Source organism: Paenibacillus paeoniae, assembly GCF_003388735.1.
Classification (GTDB): Bacteria; Bacillota; Bacilli; order Paenibacillales; family Paenibacillaceae; genus Pristimantibacillus; species Pristimantibacillus paeoniae.
Window position 1 is genome coordinate 1,704,463 of the sequence record NZ_QUBQ01000001.1, and the last position, 18,129, is coordinate 1,722,591.

Annotated in this window: 19 protein-coding genes and 1 pseudogene; 15 read left to right on the plus strand and 5 right to left on the minus strand. The window is 44.0% G+C overall.

Annotated elements, in window-relative coordinates:
- Window positions 1-59: 59 nt before the first annotated feature.
- The 9 genes and pseudogenes from DX130_RS07695 (at window position 60) to DX130_RS07740 (ending at window position 7,049) form a co-directional block, all read left to right on the plus strand.
- Complete coding sequence (locus DX130_RS07695) at window positions 60-686, plus strand: GNAT family N-acetyltransferase (protein ID WP_240644345.1); 627 nt, start codon at window positions 60-62, stop codon at window positions 684-686.
- Window positions 687-847: 161 nt separating this feature from the next.
- A complete protein-coding gene (locus DX130_RS07700; RefSeq protein ID WP_116044120.1) occupies window positions 848-1,447 on the plus strand; it encodes a spore germination protein in 600 nt (199 codons plus the stop codon).
- A pseudogene (locus tag DX130_RS26900) lies at window positions 1,356-2,339 on the plus strand (GerAB/ArcD/ProY family transporter). The gene DX130_RS07700 and the pseudogene DX130_RS26900 overlap by 92 nt, the downstream one beginning before the upstream one ends.
- 321 nt (window positions 2,340-2,660) lie before the next feature.
- The gene (locus DX130_RS07715; RefSeq protein ID WP_116044126.1) at window positions 2,661-3,224 is read left to right on the plus strand and encodes a redoxin domain-containing protein; all 564 of its coding nucleotides are present in this window, start codon (window positions 2,661-2,663) and stop codon (window positions 3,222-3,224) included.
- A 20-nt stretch (window positions 3,225-3,244) separates the two neighbouring features.
- Window positions 3,245-3,940 carry a response regulator transcription factor gene (locus tag DX130_RS07720; RefSeq protein WP_116044127.1) on the plus strand — a complete coding sequence of 232 codons (696 nt, stop codon included), beginning with the start codon at window positions 3,245-3,247 and terminating at the stop codon, window positions 3,938-3,940.
- A gap of 49 nt (window positions 3,941-3,989) precedes the next feature.
- Complete coding sequence (locus tag DX130_RS07725; RefSeq protein WP_206098773.1) at window positions 3,990-5,018, plus strand: sensor histidine kinase; 1,029 nt, start codon at window positions 3,990-3,992, stop codon at window positions 5,016-5,018.
- A gap of 69 nt (window positions 5,019-5,087) precedes the next feature.
- A complete protein-coding gene (locus DX130_RS07730) occupies window positions 5,088-5,768 on the plus strand; it encodes a hypothetical protein (RefSeq protein WP_116044130.1) in 681 nt (226 codons plus the stop codon).
- Window positions 5,768-6,484, plus strand: coding sequence for a cytochrome c biogenesis CcdA family protein (locus DX130_RS07735; RefSeq protein WP_116044132.1), 717 nt, complete (start codon window positions 5,768-5,770; stop codon window positions 6,482-6,484). Before DX130_RS07730 ends, DX130_RS07735 begins: the two co-directional genes overlap by 1 nt.
- A gap of 13 nt (window positions 6,485-6,497) precedes the next feature.
- Window positions 6,498-7,049: a TlpA family protein disulfide reductase gene (locus tag DX130_RS07740; RefSeq protein ID WP_116044134.1), complete on the plus strand. Its 552-nt coding sequence runs from the start codon at window positions 6,498-6,500 to the stop codon at window positions 7,047-7,049.
- Between the two features lie 25 nt (window positions 7,050-7,074).
- Here the strand turns inward: DX130_RS07740 and DX130_RS07745 are convergent, their stop codons facing one another.
- On the minus strand, window positions 7,075-8,286 hold the full coding sequence (locus DX130_RS07745; protein ID WP_240644346.1) for a chromate transporter: 1,212 nt from the start codon (window positions 8,284-8,286) through the stop codon (window positions 7,075-7,077).
- 340 nt (window positions 8,287-8,626) lie between these two features.
- Here DX130_RS07745 and DX130_RS07750 point away from each other — a divergent pair, with 340 nt between their 5' ends.
- The 3 genes from DX130_RS07750 to map all read left to right on the plus strand — a co-directional run bounded on the left by DX130_RS07750 (window position 8,627) and on the right by map (window position 10,605).
- The gene (locus DX130_RS07750) at window positions 8,627-9,070 is read left to right on the plus strand and encodes a cell wall hydrolase (RefSeq protein ID WP_116044136.1); all 444 of its coding nucleotides are present in this window, start codon (window positions 8,627-8,629) and stop codon (window positions 9,068-9,070) included.
- Window positions 9,071-9,250: 180 nt separating this feature from the next.
- Complete coding sequence (locus tag DX130_RS07755) at window positions 9,251-9,856, plus strand: TetR/AcrR family transcriptional regulator (RefSeq protein WP_116044137.1); 606 nt, start codon at window positions 9,251-9,253, stop codon at window positions 9,854-9,856.
- Between the two features lie 2 nt (window positions 9,857-9,858).
- Window positions 9,859-10,605 (plus strand): type I methionyl aminopeptidase, encoded by a 747-nt coding sequence (gene map / locus DX130_RS07760; protein ID WP_116044139.1) that lies wholly within the window; start codon window positions 9,859-9,861, stop codon window positions 10,603-10,605.
- On the opposite strand, the gene DX130_RS07765 is transcribed toward map, so the two are convergent.
- The 4 genes from DX130_RS07765 to DX130_RS07780 all read right to left on the minus strand — a co-directional run bounded on the left by DX130_RS07765 (window position 10,586) and on the right by DX130_RS07780 (window position 14,626).
- Window positions 10,586-11,917 carry a sensor histidine kinase gene (locus DX130_RS07765; protein ID WP_206098774.1) on the minus strand — a complete coding sequence of 444 codons (1,332 nt, stop codon included), beginning with the start codon at window positions 11,915-11,917 and terminating at the stop codon, window positions 10,586-10,588. The genes map and DX130_RS07765 overlap by 20 nt on opposite strands.
- Window positions 11,892-12,593, minus strand: a complete 702-nt coding sequence (locus tag DX130_RS07770) for a response regulator transcription factor (protein ID WP_116044141.1) — start codon at window positions 12,591-12,593, stop codon at window positions 11,892-11,894. Before DX130_RS07770 ends, DX130_RS07765 begins: the two co-directional genes overlap by 26 nt.
- Window positions 12,593-13,537 carry a phosphatidylinositol-specific phospholipase C/glycerophosphodiester phosphodiesterase family protein gene (locus DX130_RS07775; RefSeq protein WP_165861193.1) on the minus strand — a complete coding sequence of 315 codons (945 nt, stop codon included), beginning with the start codon at window positions 13,535-13,537 and terminating at the stop codon, window positions 12,593-12,595. The genes DX130_RS07770 and DX130_RS07775 overlap by 1 nt, the downstream gene beginning before the upstream one ends.
- 195 nt (window positions 13,538-13,732) lie before the next feature.
- On the minus strand, window positions 13,733-14,626 hold the full coding sequence (locus tag DX130_RS07780; protein ID WP_116044145.1) for a LysR family transcriptional regulator: 894 nt from the start codon (window positions 14,624-14,626) through the stop codon (window positions 13,733-13,735).
- Between the two features lie 187 nt (window positions 14,627-14,813).
- Here DX130_RS07780 and DX130_RS07785 point away from each other — a divergent pair, with 187 nt between their 5' ends.
- The 3 genes from DX130_RS07785 to DX130_RS26910 all read left to right on the plus strand — a co-directional run bounded on the left by DX130_RS07785 (window position 14,814) and on the right by DX130_RS26910 (window position 17,523).
- Window positions 14,814-15,695, plus strand: a complete 882-nt coding sequence (locus DX130_RS07785) for a DMT family transporter (RefSeq protein WP_116044146.1) — start codon at window positions 14,814-14,816, stop codon at window positions 15,693-15,695.
- Between the two features lie 332 nt (window positions 15,696-16,027).
- Window positions 16,028-17,044: an aminoglycoside phosphotransferase family protein gene (locus tag DX130_RS07790; RefSeq protein WP_240644347.1), complete on the plus strand. Its 1,017-nt coding sequence runs from the start codon at window positions 16,028-16,030 to the stop codon at window positions 17,042-17,044.
- 314 nt (window positions 17,045-17,358) lie between these two features.
- The gene (locus DX130_RS26910; RefSeq protein ID WP_240644348.1) at window positions 17,359-17,523 is read left to right on the plus strand and encodes a hypothetical protein; all 165 of its coding nucleotides are present in this window, start codon (window positions 17,359-17,361) and stop codon (window positions 17,521-17,523) included.
- Window positions 17,524-18,129: the final 606 nt, after the last annotated feature.

Below are 18,129 nucleotides of genomic sequence, written 5' to 3' on the forward strand. Positions count from 1 at the left end.
CTCGAAATCCGGTATGATAGAAGGAGAAAAAAATCATAACGAACAGGCGGCGCAATCCTATGAATATGCACATAATGGATGTCGTAATGAAACTGAAGGGGCACACGATCGATCTCGTGCTGCTTGAGCCGAAGCATAAGGAAGAGTTGGCTGCTATGCTGCACAACGATAGAATTTGGGAGTTTACATGGCGGAAAATTACAACGATAGAGCAAGCGAATGCATTGGTTGACGAAGCGTTGCGGGAGCGGTACGGAGGCTCCCAGCTTCCATTTGCCGTTATCGAGAAAAGCACAGGTCTCATCGTTGGCACGACGAGAATCGCAGCGATAAGCGAGGGACATCGTCATGCGGAGATCGGCTATACTTGGCTGTCGCCCCGTGTATGGCGGACCTCCGTCAATACCGAATGCAAGAGGCTCTTGCTTGGACACTGCTTCGAACACTTGCGCACGCTTCGCGTCCAATTTTCAATTAGCCACTACAACGTCAGATCGCAGCGCGCCGTCGAACGACTTGGGGCTGTACAAGAAGGAGTTCTGCGTCAAGCAAGAATTAAACCCGATGGAACCGTACATGATGTCGTGCTCTACAGCATACTGGCTAGTGAGTGGGAGGCCGTCAAGGAGCGGCTCGATGGCTATTTGAGTTTTAATTACACAAGAGATCAACAAATTGTCATCTAGGACGCCAAATGGAACAAATTTATTGATATTGTAAATATAGAAGCAAAAGCGATGCTGAAAGGAGCGATGTCACACATTTGATATCGTTCCTTTTCGTATAAACCAAATAGGATGGATCATATTAATAAAAATCAGTCAGGCAAAAAAAGGATGATTTTGAATTGGTACCCAACGAGCGACAAGACAGCGCTGCTGACAGTTATACGCTGTGTGCAGATTTGGAAGAGAATCTGACACAATTCCGAGCTGTTTTTAACAACTGCGGAGATATCCAGCAGCGACAGCTAGAGCTGAGTTCAGCGCAGCAAGGTGCGTTTATTTTTATAAGCGGACTGAGTGATATCAGTGTCGTTGATATGGATCTATTGAAATATGCCATTGAATCAAGCCTGACTGGCCAATCCGGGGAGCTTACCGAGGCGGATAAAGCGGCTATCCGGTCCAAGCTCAGCTTTACGTCACATACAAGCTGGAGCGACGATTTTCAAACCTCCGTTCAAAAAGTTTTATCGGGTGAGCTCGTTGTGCTGCTGGATGGTTACGCACAAGCCTTAATTCTGAACGTGAAGGAAATGGATACAAGATCGATTGAGGAGCCCGCTACAGAAGCGGCAGATCGGGACAACTATCATATTTGGTTTTGCCTCCGGGGCAGGCAGAGATTCCTGGCTGGCTGTTTTGATTTCCACCGTTTTGGGAGCGGCCGTCATCATGGTCTATGTCAGTGTAACGAATCTGAACCCGGGCTTGACCTATATTGAATGTTATCCCAAACAATTCGGGAAATGGCTGGGAACGCCTATTGCTTGGCTCCATCCGTTGCTGTTCCTGTATATCGCAGGGCGGATCGTCGCTGACATCAACAATTTGGTGCCTTCGACGATCTTGCCCGGCACGCCGCCGTGGGCCATTCTTGCGATCTTTATTATCGTCATTGGATATGCTCTCTTTCTGGGTTTAAAGGTGATGGGGAGACTGGCGGAAATTATACTTCCGTTTCTGGGTCTGATCTATATTGTAGAAGTGATATTAATTTTAAGCTCAGGAGTCGTCGATCTCGACAACTTATTCCCCTTGCTGGACAAAGGATGGAACAGGGTGTGGAAGGTGGTCTGGCCGCTCGGGATCATTCAATCCTATGGGTAGTCGCTGGCTTTGGCGATGGTCTGGACTTCAGTCAAACCCAAGGGGCGCATAGGCCGAACGATGCTTCTGTCGACCCTTCTGGCAGGTTCCTTTATCGCCTACACGGATGCCATGGCCATCTCTGTGTTTGGCGAGGAGATTTTTAAACGGGCTACTTATCCTATGTATGCGCTGATCCAAGCCATCAATGTTGCGGATTTTATTACACAGCTGGATGCGACAGGTGTTCTTTACTTTTGTTTTATGGCCTTTCTGAAAACTTACATTTATCTGTTCGCCACGGTTCAAAGTATTCAAAAGCTTACCTATACGCAAACCAACCGCCGCTTTATTGTACCGGTCTGCATCATTGCGTTTGTTCTCGGATTTACGATGGCGCCGAATGTGATCGTACATTTTACGGTGGTGGAGAAGATTGTTCCGTACAGCCCCATCTATTTGTCGTTAATGATTTTTGTCCCTATGGTATTGATGGCTGTATCCTGGATGCGAAGAAAACAGGCCTGATCTGACAAATGGGAAGGTGACAGAATGACACTTTTTATTGCATTTTGGAAGTCCGATATTATGCTGAAACATCCTTGGGCGCAGCCGGTGTTTTTTGCCGGGGCTGCATTTCTGTTGTCGTTTTTCACCTGGTTCAGAAAGCCACGGAAACGGAGGGATCAATCGAAAAATTCTGATTCTGAAGAATAGCAGGTGTTATGAGCCAATCATTCGTACGGATATATATCTTAATTTAAAGATATTAACTTTCCATCTGTGCTTAAACGAATCTTAACAATTCAATTGTATAGTTAGGACAACAACTGGAAGAGGAGCTTCGATATGAAAAAAACAATCGTCATCATCGCATTATTATTTCTCGTCATATGGGGTGTATATGATATAACCAATAAGGAATCCAATTCATATAGTGATGCGCAAAAGGAACAAATGGCAGCGGAACCTGACTTTATCGTAGGATTGAATAGTGGGAACGCGGCTCCGGACTTCACATTGTCAACACCAGAAGGCAAGGATATAAAGCTGTCTGATTTACAAGGCAAAAAAGTCATACTCAATATGTGGGCCAGCTGGTGTCCGCCATGCATAGATGAAATGCCGTACTTGCAAGCCTATTACGATGATCATCAGGCAGAGGGCGTCGAAGTGATCGCGGTTAATTTAACGCAGGCAGAAAATAATGAAGATGACGTGATGCGTTTTATAAAGGATTTTGAGCTGTCGTTTCCGGTTGTGTTAGATCGCGAATCTCGTGTTGCGAACATGTATCAAGTGAGAACGATCCCCACGACCTTTATTTTGGACTCCGACGGTAAGGTTGAGCAGAAAATAATTGGACCGCTAACCTACGAGATGATTGACGAGTTAATGGAGCAGGTGAAGTAGAGAGGTGAGCGGAGGTAATCATGATGGAGTCAAGGGGCAAGACCATTCTGGTTGTAGAAGATGATCCCAAAATCAGGCGTTTGATTAAAATTTATCTCGAAAAATCAGGCTTTGATGTCGTGGAGGCCGGAGACGGCATAGTGGGGCAGCAGATGTATGAGAAGCATGATCCGTTTTTTGTCATCATGGATTTAATGTTGCCGAGACTGAGCGGGGAAGCGCTCTGTCAATGGATACGAGGAGATTTGAGGAGCGATGTGCCCATTATTATGCTTACGGCCAAAGTGGATGAGCATGAGCGGATTAAAGGCTTGCAGCTTGGAGCGGACGATTACGTAACCAAGCCGTTCAGCCCCCAGGAGTTAGTTGTACGAGTAGAGACGGTATTAAGACGCACCCCTCATCCATGCAGCAAAATTAGCTACAAAGGTTTGACTGTACAACCGATGCGCGGGGAAGCCAAGTTTAACGGAGAACTGCTCTTATTGACTCCGCATGAATTTCGTTTGTTGCATTTTCTGATGAGACATCCCAACCAAATCGTAGCCAGGGAGCAGATCCTTGAAGAATTGTATCCGAACGACGAAAAACTGGTTATTGAGCGAACGGTAGACGTTCATGTCAGCAAGCTTCGAGAAAAAATAAAAAGGATGCAGGGATCACCCGAATTCATAGAAACCATCCGAGGAATGGGGTATCGCTTTGTCGCTTTTTAGAAGAGGAAGATTGTTTTTTTGGGAAAAGAGTATTGTTTGGAAGATTATGATGATCAATGGGTTGGTTCTTGCCATTGTTATTTGGCTGGTAGGCGTGTCTGTCAAAGATTTCGCCTGTTTTTTGGTCGATCAGTACGAATTCGTGGGCAAGGAGAAACAAGTATTTTTTAATAGCACGATGCAATATTACTTAGTACGCGCCAGCCTGATCGCCATTCTGGTCGCTGCATTGATTTATTATATATTAATGCGAAAAGTGCTTCTCCCGCTTCAAATGCTCATGAAGTCAACCCGAATCATGACGGAAGGGAAGTATCCTGAGCCGATTGAAGTGGCTTCTAACGACGAGACCGGACAGCTCAGCCGCCATTTTAATCAAATGATTATGACACTGAAACAAACTGAGCATGGCAGAAGACAGATGTTAAGCGATATTTCGCATGAATTGCGAACGCCGCTTAGCAATCTTAACGGTTATCTGGAAGCGCTGAGCTCCGGTGTCATCCAAGGCGAGCCTGAACTATACCGCTCTTTGCATGAGGAGTCTATGCATTTAACTAAACTTGTAGACCAGCTGCATCAGCTCTCTATTTTGGAGGGCAAAAGGTTAAATCAGCCTCTGAGAGAGTTGGTAAACCTGGATACCGTTGTGCAGGCTGCCTGCCAGCGTTTCGAGCTGGAGCTGGAAGGCAAAGGCATTCAAAGCGATATCCGTCTGGAGCCTGGAAAGGTACAAGGGGACGAGATTGGACTGAAGCAGGTGGTGACCAATCTAATCCAGAATGCCATCCAGTACGATCATGGGGGCTGGATTTCCATAATAGGAGAAGCGGCGGGACAGAACTATACCGTAACCATAAGCAATAAAGGTCAGCCGATCCCGCGGGATCAAGCGAATCTGGTTTTTGAGCGATTTTACCGAATTGACCCGTCCCGGCATCGCGAGACAGGAGGCACCGGATTAGGGTTGGCTATTGCAAAAGAGATCGTAGAGCAGCATGACGGCGAAATCGGATTAACAACAGATGGCTTGGAGCATACCTTTTGGTTCACGTTAAAGCGATTGGAGTCGTCCTGAGGAAATATAGCGTGAACAGCAGCAAGCAATAGTAGAAGAAAGAATACGGTGTTTACGAGGAGGGGCAAATTGAACATCATACAGTTGGGGCCTTTCCTGCTCAATTATTATCTGCTTATTTTTATCGTATCCGCCGTAATTGGTTATGCGGCGATGACATTTCGTCTCCATGTGCTTGGCGCAGAGAAGCAGATTAGCGAACGGCTTTTCCAAGCTTTGCTTCTTGGTTTTATGACCTGGAAATTAAGTCCGGTTTTATTTGACCCGGTTAACGTTTTTCGCTACCCGATGTCTCTTATCTATTTTGACGGTGGAGATGGCGGCATCATGCTGGGATTGTTATTATCATTTGCTTATTTATGGATTCGAACTTGGATAGACGGAACTTCCTTTGGAACAACTATGGATCTCTTGGGTACAGGATGGCTCGCGTTCAGCAGCAGCCAGCAGCTATTTCTCTTTGCTGCGGAACCTGCTGACGGTATGTTTTATAGTCTATATTTACTTTTTAATGCTGCGCTTGCAGTTTTTCTGTACATCATTAGAAATACAGTCCGCGTTAGAGTAAGGGTGAGCCATTGCTGGCTCTGGTACAGCCTGGGCATGATTGGTTTATTTTATATCCAACAAGATCGAACGTTCTGGGTGGCAGGTTTTACGAAAGAGCAAATCATTTTTATTCTAGTCTGTATGATTGCACTGGGAGTAGGCAGCTTTCCAGATAAAAAGAAGATCAAGGAGATTCATTAATGGAAAATCCCACACTTATTATAGCTTTGGCAGCCGGCTTGTTATCTTTTCTTTCGCCATGCGTTTTTCCGCTCATTCCGGCTTATGTGACACATTTAACAGGCTCTTTCATTCAGGATAATCGAATCCATGTTGAAAAGAAATTGCTTATGATCCGCTCCATCAGTTTTATTATGGGTTTCAGCGTTATATTTGTCGCAATGGGGGCATCCGCAAGTCTGATTGGTCAGTTTTTTGCCGGCAACCGAGAATGGATCGAGAAGTTAAGCGGCTTGCTCATTATCATTTTCGGTTTACAGATGGCAGGCATGCTGACCTTGCGTTTTCTTATGATGGATAAAAACTGGATCAATACGAAGCCGCAAAAAAAAGGCAATCTAAGTTCTTTTATTCTTGGACTAGCCTTCGGGTCTGGCTGGACTCCTTGCGTAGGGCTAGCGTTGTCCTCCATACTGCTGCTAGCGGGGTCGACGGAAACGTTGTACAGCGGTATGTTTTTGCTATTTGCGTATTCCATTGGTTTAGGAATCCCTTTTCTCGTCTTGTCATTCGCACTTACTTACTCACTGGGCATTCTGAAAAAAATCAATCGCTGGCTGCCGCTGTTCTCAAAAATCAATGGCTGGCTTCTGGTCGGTATGGGCTTGCTTGTCTTTACGGGGCAACTGCAAAAAATAAGCGCATGGCTAGCCCAGTTTACGCCATTAGTCTATTAATTCGAGGTGCGAGATGCGAAAAAACGTGATAGTGGTCATAGCGTTGCTAATGTTGGTGGGATGGGGCCTTTACGATTTTAATTCTAAGAACAAACAATCGGACCAAAGCGCAAATTCAATGGGGCATGAGATAGAAACGGGGTTAAAGAAGGGCAACAGGGCGCCGAACTTTGAATTGCTGGATATGGACGGCCACCCCGTTAAGCTCTCCCATTACACAGGCCAAAAAGTAATCCTTAACTTCTGGGCAACCTGGTGCCCGCCGTGCAGAGTTGAAATGCCGCATATGCAGAGATTTTATGAAGATTATGGAGAAGAGATCGTGGTACTTGCCGTAAATTTAACGAATACGGAAAAAAAACGAAGCGTAGTACTTGCCTTTATTGATGAGTTTGGGGGCACCTTCCCAGTTGTGATGGATACGAAAGGCGAACTCAGCGACAGGTACAAGATTTTTGCTTATCCTACGTCCTATGTGATTGATTCAAACGGAATAATTCGAGAAATATTTCGTGGAGCGATTGATTATCAAACGATGAAACGAGCAACATCCGCCATAAATTAATCTATTTTTTACTGGCATATGTTGATTAAATGAAAGATATCAACGTGCCGCCTGCAGCACCAGCAACTACGATGATCCAGGGCGGCATTTTCCAAAATAGGAGCATCAGAAACAGAATGGAAGCCAATACAAAATCAGCAGGAGTCAGAATCGCTGTTGTCCAAAGAGGATCATATAATGCCGCTAACAAGATACCTACAACCGCTGCGTTGACTCCGATTAATGCGCCCTGAACTTTCGAGTTTTTTCTCAAAGAGTTCCAGAAGGGCAACGCGCCTGCAATTAATAAAAAAGCAGGGAGGAATATAGCCGCAGTAGCAATGAATGCGCCGGTCACTCCATTTATCATCGCTCCCAAGTAGCCGGCAAAGGTGAATAATGGTCCAGGTACAGCTTGCGCTGCGCCATAGCCCGCTAGAAAGTCGGCTTTGCTCATCCAATCTGGCACGAGTTCCCGTTCAAGCAACGGGAGCACGACATGCCCTCCGCCGAACACGAGTGAACCTGAACGGTAGAAGCTGTCGAATAGAGACAGCCAGTCTGCAATTACAAATTGCCTGAGGAGCGGCAGCAAAAATAGAAGACCAAAGAAAATAGCTAGGCAGAGAATCGCAACGCTTCGGCTTATAGGCACGGAGAGATCCTTTGTTTTGGGGGTTGTTGAAGATTTTCGATATAAAGTTATGCCCACAACGCCTGCCATAACAATAAGCAAAATCTGGCTAAAAGCAGTTTGCCACAAGAGGGTAACCGCCGCAACCATGACGGCGATTGTGGCTCTGTTGCGATCGGGAGTCAGCTTTTGTCCCATTCCAATTACGGCCTGCGCGACGATGACTACGGCGACGATTTTAAGACCGTGAATCCAGCCCATACTGCTAATGTCCATTCCTTGCAATAGGAGGGCGAATAGAACCAAAGCGATGACCGATGGGAGCGTAAAACCAAGCCAAGCTGTCAGTCCGCCCAGAAGTCCGGCGCGAAGGATGCCGATGCCAATTCCAACCTGACTGCTGGCGGGGCCAGGCAAAAACTGGCATAGTGCCATCAAATCCGCATAACTCCGTTCGTCCATCCACTTGCGGCGAAGTATGTATTCATTGTGAAAATAACCAAGATGCGCGATCGGTCCTCCGAATGAAGTAAGACCCAGCTTTGCAGACACCGCTAAAACTTCTATAAGTAACGCTAATTTGCCCTTAGGCTCTTGTCCCTTTTCTACCACAGTGCTTTCCACTAGATGTTGTTCCTCCTTAGCAAAATAAACGGCATGTCCACAATTCGCGACAAGCTGCCAACGATCGGCATCAAGGGCTTTTTCTTACCTATAAAGACAGGGCCTCTCTCTTCATGATATCCGATCGATCGAAGAGGCACAAAGGCGAATTTGAGGACTATTTATATTTTATTGATTAAGCTGACCCGGATACAGCAACAATGCCCAATGTCAGCTTGCATATCGCTAGTGAATACAAGATCCGGATTCCTGGTAAAGGTGCGGGATTTTCATGCCAACCCAGTAACACATCCGCTTTGCCTACAATATGATGAGTTTAGAAATCTAAAGAGGTGAGCCAATGGCAGTCGTAAAAGCCAGGGAACAGGATATTAAGATGTTGGCAAGGTTGCTTCGAGCTGAGGCAGAGACCGAAGGCGAAATGGGGATGCTTCTTGTTGGAAATGTTGGTATTAACCGAATAAGAGGCGATTGCTCCGATTTTAAAGATATTCGAACCATTCCCCAAATGATCAACCAGCCGCATGCGTTTGAAGCGTTGCAGCATAGCATGTACTATCAAAATGCAAGAGAGAGGGAACGTCGTCTGGCGCAACGCTCTGTGAATGGGGAGCGGAATTGGCCAGCCAAGTATTCCCTATGGTATTTCCGTCCAGGATCATTCGATAATCCGGGACCATGTCCGCCCACTTGGTATAATCAGCGGCTCGCTGGACGATGGAAGAAGCACTGTTTTTATGAGCCGATTGCGGGTGAGTGTGATAATATATACAACACGTATTAATTTTATAAGAAGGTTAGCAAGAACTTTATCCCATTTAATGCCGCGTAAATCGCGGCTTCTTTAGGTCTAGACTATACCGAGTTGAACCGACTGTGTGAGCTGAAGTACTTGATCCTTACTTCGAATTGATGTATATTGTTTTTAAATCGACATACTGGTAGGTCTAAAAAAGGAGGAGCCATGTCACCACGTACGAAAGAACAAAATGATGCGATCCGGGAGATGCGGATGAATCAAATTATGCAAGCCGCTGCGGAAGTATATTTGGAGAAGGGCATTCAATTAGAAGTACGCGATGTTGCGGTCAAAGCAGAGCTTGGCTACGGAACCGTGTATCATTATTATAAAAATAAGCACATGCTGCTGGAGGATTTACTGTGGGATGCCCTGGACCGCACGGAGTCGGCTGTACTGCCCGCTTTGATGGGGGACGATGAGAGTATACTTAAAGCTGAGGCGTTCTCCAGGCTGCTCCTGCGGACGTGTATCCAGGATTCTTCTGTATTTATTTTACTTAAAACGGTTGCGGATAATTTTCATCACTTCCCTGGAAACCGATTCAGCAAGCTTTTTGGTGAGTTTCAGAACCGGATCTATTTGCCGTTTGTCGAAATAATTCGAGAAGGAATTGGTCCCCAATCATCGGAGAAAAGGGCAAATCTGATATTTGGTTCTCTTGTGGGTTACGCAGCATTAAACATCCACCACGATATGCGTAGTGAAATCGATGTGGAAGGGATCGTCGATATGATTTTTTCTGGCATACAGTCTAAGGAGAGAGAGTAAAAATGGTCATTTTAAAATCGAGAACAGAAATCGAAGAAATGAGAAGAGCCGGCCAAATTGTGGCTGCATTTCATCAAGCAATTGCGGATATGATCCGGCCAGGAATTACGACGAATGAAATCGAGTCGTTCGCCGTACAGTTCTTGAAGGAAAATGGCGCAAAGGCATATACGATAGGCTACAACGGCTATCCGTATGCGACATGTGCGTCTGTCAATGACGTTATTGCGCATGGTTTTCCGAGCGGGAAGCCGCTCAAGGAAGGTGACATTGTCACCATCGATATCGTGGCGGAAGCGGATGGCTGGATCGGCGATTCAGCATGGTGTTATGCGGTCGGCGAGGTGTCGGAAGAAGCCCGTAAGCTGATGCGGGTAACGAAGGAATGCTTATATCTGGGTATCGAAAAGGCTGTCGTCGGAAACCGGATTGGAGATGTGATGCACGCGGTCCAAACCCATGCCGAGCGTAATGGATTCTCGGTAGTGCGCGATCTGCTCGCTCATGGCGTAGGCAGGGAGATGCACGAGGAACCTAATTTTCCCCATGTCGGGAATCCGGGAAAAGGATTCCGCTTGAAGGAGGGCATGGTTTTTACGATCGAGCCCATGATAAATGTCGGTAAAGCATTAATGACGACTGATGCCGACGGATGGACAGCAAGAACCGCTGATGGCTCGCTTTCCGCACAGTACGAGCATACGATCGCCATTACTGCGGATGGACCGATTATATTGACTGAACAATAGGATTCCATCTTTTTGTTTTGGGCAAGTCCAGTGTTACATTGAACTGATCTCCATTTATCTCAATGCTGATTTTTCCGGCATGCAGCTCTACGATGCTTTTCACAATCGCGAGCCCAAGGCCGGAACCTTCGGTTTGGCGGGACTCGTCCGCTCTCTTGAACCGTTCAAATAGCTCATCCGCGGCGAAATCAATTTCATAAGAGGCTGTGTTCTGGATCTTAAAATGAACATCGTTCTCTGTTTCATCCAGATAAATATAGATTCGTGTTCCCGGCAGAGCATACTTTTTGGCATTGCCGATCAAATTCTCAAATACACGCCAAATCCGGTTTCCGTCCAGATGGGCATAAATATGGGGATTTGCGACTTTCTCCCGGACCGGAGTGGAATCGTCCCCGAAGCTGCTGCTTACCTCGGCAATGGCCTGCTTCAGCAAGGTTGCTACATCAACAAATTGAATATCCAGCTCCACGATGCCGCTGGTCATTTTCGACACCTCGAACAGATCCTCAATTAACACTTTCAGTCGCAACGCTTTACGGTCTAAAATGTCTACATAAGAACGGGTCTTGTCAGAGGGAAGCTCCTCTTTCTTCAACAAGTCTACGTAGTTAATAATCGAGGTGAGCGGTGTTTTCAAATCATGGGAAACATTCGACACCAATTCCGTCTTCAAGCGTTCGCTTTTCATTTGGTTTTCCAGTGCATTCTGGTAACCCAGCTTCATATTATTGATATAGCCTGCCAGTTGGGGTAAGGTTCCTTTGCCTTGAACCGAAATGGCGGACTGAATGTTCCCCTGAGAGATGTCCCGAGTGCCCCTGACAATTTTAATCAACTGCTGCAGCTTGTTCAGCAGATACGGTATAACTATGAAAAGATATAAAACAACATACGGAATAACCAGCCTCAGATCATAACTGTAAGAATGATTAACTAAAATCCATATACAACCTCCTGCAAAAGCCGTCAGGATAAATAAAACCACAAACTTGAACGTCATCAGGGCATCAAGAAATAATATTTGCCACACCGAAAGGTATCTTCTCAGCAGTTGCAAATAAATACGGACTACATGGTCACGATAGTCTGCGTATCGAGTGTAGGGAAAGAACCATTTGCCGGCTAAGATGAGCAGGATCACAACGATAAGAAAAGTAATGATCAACTCGAAAGTAAGTACGTTCATCCATAGAATATTGAAGAAGCGGAGCGCCCAAATCATAATGCCTAACAATAATGCGGCCAGAATGACCCCATAATCTGACGGAATCTGGCTCCGTGATTTACTTTTTTTCGATTTTGTATCCAATGCCCCATACCACCTTTAAATATTTCGGATCCTTGGGATTAATCTCTATTTTCTCGCGAATATTCCGCACGTGCACGGCAACCGTATTGTCAGAGGCAAAGCTCGGCTCATTCCAGACCTTCTCGTAAATCTCATCAATCGAGAACACTCTGCCCTTGTTTTCCATCAACAGCTCCAGAATTTTATATTCCTTCGGCGTGAGCCGCACATCCTCGCCGTCCACTTCAACGGTTTTGGTCGTTTTGTTGAGGATAAGCCCTTTTACTTCAAGAATGTCCTCGCTTTCGATCATCCGAAATGACCCCAAATTCGTAAACCGCCTTAGCTGCGAGCGGACTCTTGCAATTAGCTCCAGTGGTTCGAACGGCTTTGTCATATAATCGTCAGCGCCTATGTTGAGCCCCAGAATCTTATCATTCGCCTCCGACTTGGCGGAGAGCATAATAATCGGGATATTTTGTGTTTCCCGAATTTTGAAGGTAGCCTTGATGCCATCCATCTGAGGCATCATGATATCCATGATAATGAGATGGATCGTTTCCTTCTCCAATATTTCAAGCGCTTCTACACCGTTGGAAGCCTCGAATACATCTACATCGTCACTTTTTAAATAGATCACAAGGGCCTCGCGAATTTCCGGTTCATCGTCTACGACAAGAATATGATGTGCAGCCATTATTTTTTCACCTTCATTATTATTGTGCTTATGCTAAACAGCGCTGACATGTATCCTGTCAATATGGGCTTCAGCGGCTCTGTCATTTCATTCGCCAGTACGGTTGGGGGTGTCTCCGAGTCCGTATAAAATCCATGCACACCGAGTTTCTGCAGCAGCTTCATGTTGGGAACGGAATTAACGGTGTGCACATAGCTTTGTACGCCGGACTTTTTTAATGCAAGGGCCAGATTCGGATTCAGAAATACACGGTAGAGGGGCATTGCGACCGCTGTAAACTGCTTTTCCTTTACAAATTCAATAATACGTTTCGGCGAAGCAGCGGATTTGTAGAGTGAATACATTTTATTAGGAAAAGGATAAATACTCATGACGGTCTCGTGCATTTCCGGGCTGTAAATCTCAGGAATGATTCTGTTCAGTAATGCAGGATTAACGGCTTGGGCTTCCTGAACTAGTGTTGTGAATTGCTGCTTAATTTTCAGCTGGTCCGTTTCTTTCGTATCTGTAATCAAATAAAAATCCGGATAGGTTTGCATCAGATCGAGTATATCCCGGAATGAAAGCGGGCGATAGCGACCGCGAATAAGTGAGCTTTCGAATTGCGGGAGTGTCAATGTGCGACCGTTGAGATTTGCCAGATCAGGCTGGAGTTTTCCGGACCAGTCATGTCGGGCAACAAGTTCACCGTCTGTTGTTTGCAGCAAATCAGCTTCAAACAAGCGATGGCCTTTACGATAATTGGTCATAAATGCTTCGTAGGAGTTGGTATAAGTGGAGCCATGAATGCCTCCCAAAGCGTGTGCAATCCACTTATGTTCTTTCCATCCGCCACCATTGTCAGCTGCCCCCTGTAGAGTCCCAGCAGACCAGATTATTCCCCATCCGAGCCAAATCGAACAAATAACCATGAGTAGACCTAATAGCAAGCTTTTCTTGTACATCTGCTTTTCTCCTTTTCTCGTGCCTTTGTAAGTCATCTTACAGGGCCGATATGAAGGAGAGGCAGGGAAAAAACGAATGAAATTATGAAGATTATTATAGCATAACCAAAAACCCTGCCGAGTTGCTCCTTATGCAGTAATTTTTTGGCAGGTTGGAGAGCCGATGACATGCGTTTCATTTGAAAATATGGCTTTTTAAAGGGTTTCAGTAGTCTCGGAAACATTCCTATACTGCAAATAATCTATAAATCGCTTGACTGCGAGCGATGCAGATTCCCTTTCTTTCATTGCAAAACCGATCTTACGGTAAGCCGGAACTTCGAATTCTTTTGATATAATTCGGTAGGGTATACGCTTCAAAATAAGTTCGGGTAAAATACTGATACCTAAACCACTTTCCACCATTGACATGATGGCATAATCGTCCCATGTCGTGAAATGTACCTTTGGTGTGACATGATAATGTTCTAATATTTCCGACACTTCATTTTTCACGCCTCTTTCCAAGAGCATAAAGGGGTCTTCGCCTAATGCTTGGACAGGAAAACGATCACAATCAGCTAATGAATGATTTTCCGGCAGAATAACAAGAAACTTGTCCTGCTCTAAAAAGATCGTATCCAGTCTGCTTTGGGTGGGGAGCCTTAGAAAACCACAATCCACACGTCCTTCCAATATCCAGTTTTCAATTTCGGTATAGTCGCCAAGCAGAAGTTCGTAATCAATGTTCGGATATTCTTTTCGGAATGCTTTGATTATATTTGGAAGCCAATGGGTAGCTACACTTGAAAAAGTCCCAATTCGAATTAGTCCTGATTGGAGTCCGTGTAGTTCATCTATTTGAGTTTGCAATTTCTGATATTCATTACAAACTCTTTTGGCGTATGGCAGTACTTTAAGGCCTTCAGATGTTAGACGTACGCCAGACCGTCCACGCTGAAGCAAGGATATCTTCCAATCTGCTTCTAAATCATTAATCATACGACTGATACCCGATTGTGAATAGTTTAATGCTTCAGCAGCTTTTGTAAAACTTCCATATTCCACTGTTTTAATTAATGCTAAATATTTCTGAAGATTCTTATCCACGTCATTTTCCCTCCAAGATGTATCTGATTTCGTCATGATATACATGATAAACATTCGCTTTTGTGGTGATAAGTCGAATGTTACACTATAACACAGTTGAACTCAAATGTAAGAATACTAACGTAGGACAGAAGAAACATGGAAGATTTTCAACATCATATTTATAGAAAGCAGGTAGGAGTATTAAATGAAAGGGAAACTATATTTCATTCTATCCATGATCATTTTCGGAGCAGTAGGTGTGTTTGCAAAATATATCGATATGTCTTCAAGTAAAATTGCATTATTTTTGAGCTTAGTTGGAGCCCTATGTTTAGTTATCGTATTCGTATGGAAGAGACAAAAAGTATCGTGGTATAGGGTGAAAAGAAATGCAATAGCTTTATTCTTGGCTAGCATTGCTTTGAGTGGCAATTGGATATTTCTATTTCAGGCATACAAGGAAACAACTATTGCCAATGCGGCATTAAGTTATTATTTTGCGCCTATATTAGTTATTGTTTTGTCACCTTTTGTACTGAAAGAAAAACTATCACTCAAAAAGGCGATATGTATCATCGTTGCTTTGCTGGGCTTGAGCTTAATATTGCTAAATGGAAAGTTAGAAACAAACGGGCATCATCTGCTCGGCATTGGCTATGGACTAGTCGCAGCGGTTTTTTATGCTGCTTTGACTCTTGTCAACAAGTTTATACGAGGCCTGGACGGACTGGTAATTACGCTGATCCAACTTATCTTATCCATTATAGTGTTAACACCATTGGTGTTGTTAACCGATGGCTTCACTTTCTTTTCAATTACAGGTACTACGGTCATCTTGATACTTGTGCTAGGGATTGTTCATGGCGGGATTGGTTTTTATTTATTTTTTGCTGGTATGAAAAGTCTTAAAAGCCAAAGCATCGCTGTATTGAGTTATATCGACCCACTAACTTCACTATTGATTTCAGCCTTTATTGTAGGCGAGAGTATGACTGTTCAACAGGTTATCGGCGCCAGCTTACTATTGGGCTCCATTTGGATAGGCGAAACTGGAGGAATGAAGAGAAGGGAAGTAACAATCCCTTAGAAGGATCAAGTCAGCTTAACAAAATAGTAATTGATAAAAATAGGCTATAATCTAGCTTTCATTGGGTGTTAATAGCAAGATGACTAGCCAGCTACATATAGACAACAAAGGAGTTAAAATTTGGTTATAATCAAACTTTCCTTGGATTTCTCCCAAAGGGTTATGTCACATTATAGAAGTGGAATTGTATGTCAACTTTTTCCCGCGAGAGGAGATTTTAATGACTGCTTATATGGTGTTTCAGGATGATAGACAGAGGTATCTCATGGATAAACGGGTGTGGCAAACGTCGATTTCAATGAGAAATAAGGACAAAATGGAGGATAATATTATTGAACAACCATGATGAAAGATTTGTAAAGAACGAAATACTGGAGCTAGTCTTGAGTAAAATGCTCGACAAAACGATAATTCGTGCAGATTATCAGCTCAAAGAGTTGCAAGGCGGAACAGTAGGAAATGTTAAGCTTGTAACTGGCATGGTTGAGACTTCCGATGGTGAGAGTCTGCCGTATAAGGTAGTTTGGAAAACACAGGAAAAATTTGAGCGATATGGTGATCCGGATGCATGGCGAAGGGAATACGACCTCTATGCATCTGATTTCAAAAAGGTTTTTAGTGATTCGTTCCGTTCTCCGGAGTGTTATCACGCCGAAGTAAATGAAGATGAGATTCAATTATGGGTCGAATATATTGATGGGGTATCAGGCTTAAGTCTGACCTTGGAAATGTATGAACATATAGCCTTGGAATTGGGGAGATTTCAAGGCAAGTTGTACACGGAGCGACCAAATGTGTTAAAGAGTCTGTCCAATTTAAGCAAAGTTGAGTATATGAAAAACTACTACCTGCGGTATAGATCATGGGATGTTGTGTATGATTATATACGCTCCGGTGATTGCGAAATTCCGAAGCATCTTTGTAAAATGCTTATAGACATAGATAACCATGCGGACGAAATTTTTAGTCGAATTGAAAAGCTGCCCATTGTGCTTTGCCACAGAGATTTTTGGGTGGCAAACATATTCTATTCGGATAGTAAAGTCGCACTTATCGACTGGGATACCGCCGGATGGGGATATATGGGCGAGGACATTGCGAGTTTAATCGCTGACGAACCGAACATCTGTCATATGGTCGAATACTACCAAAAATGCATTCCTGCGTATTACAGGGGTTTTTCGGAAAATACGGATGTGTCCCATATTTCCGATCCCTGTATCTATGAACTAATTCTTGTTATGTTCGGATACCGATTTGTGGAGTGGATTAAGTTCGCTGAGTCGCCTGAAGATAAATTAAAGCACCTTAATACGTTGCAAAAAATCTATGAGATCAAAAATATGTAGATTAATCTAACCTTAAATGATCAGTTAGAGACGAATTTCTCTCCTCCATTTCCACCATGGAAAAGCCAGGCCTTGCGAGGTCTGGTTTTTGTATAGTGCCGGTCTAATGAGATCTAAAAGTGAAAGTTAGTTTAATTTTTATATATATATAGATGTATATACGCCATCGTATATATTAAGGTCATGAGATCAGCAAATATGCAGTTAACATTACTTACTCTTGCCGAACTCAATCGATTCAACTAATCGTCCAAGCCCTACGTATTAGCCAGCCGCACGTATCCCGTCATTTGCGCATCTTGAGCGAAGCCGGGATGGTACGCTCACGCAGCAAAGCTCAGCTGCGAATATACAGCCTCGAAGCCGGGCCGTTCCAGGAGCTGGATGAATGGTTTGATTCCTTCAGCATTTTATGGGAAGAGCGTCTCGACAATTTTGAGGAGTATATGCTTGTTCACAAGAAGAAGGGGGATCAATGACAGGAATCAACAGTTTTATCGCGAGCTACATGATGAATTACCGCTAGAGTTAGTTTGAAGGGATTGTTATGAGGCTTGAGTTTGTATTTAATTGTAGGAAGTCAAGAATAGGGGTCTATTAAAAACCGCGTAGATGCGGTTTTTTTGTTATATCCAATTCCGATTTTAATCAATGCATTACTCATTTCAACGCATCTATCAGTTGATTCATCCGAATGTTGCGAGAGTGGGTAGGTCTAAGGTCATGAATTATTTTGAAATACAAAGGTTTATATTCCTTTATTGCATAAGAAAATTCCTTTACAATAGGAGTAGCTAGGTATTTTGTGCTAGAATTTTAGAAAAAATATGATGAGGAGAAATAATGAAACAATTGTATAAGTACTTTAGCATTATGAGGGTCATTTCATTTATAGGTTTTAATATACTTATTCTTGTAAAACAACCAGATAGACCTCCTGCACAAAATGGTGTTCTTGATTTAAGAGAAGGTAGGTTTCCTGAGAAAGGTTTGGTTCCCTTATCGAGGGAATGATTGTTCTACCAGCAAATTGGAATAGAGGAAAGAGTATTTCGTACTGTATTGCCTCTTTTGAACTTGGGGCT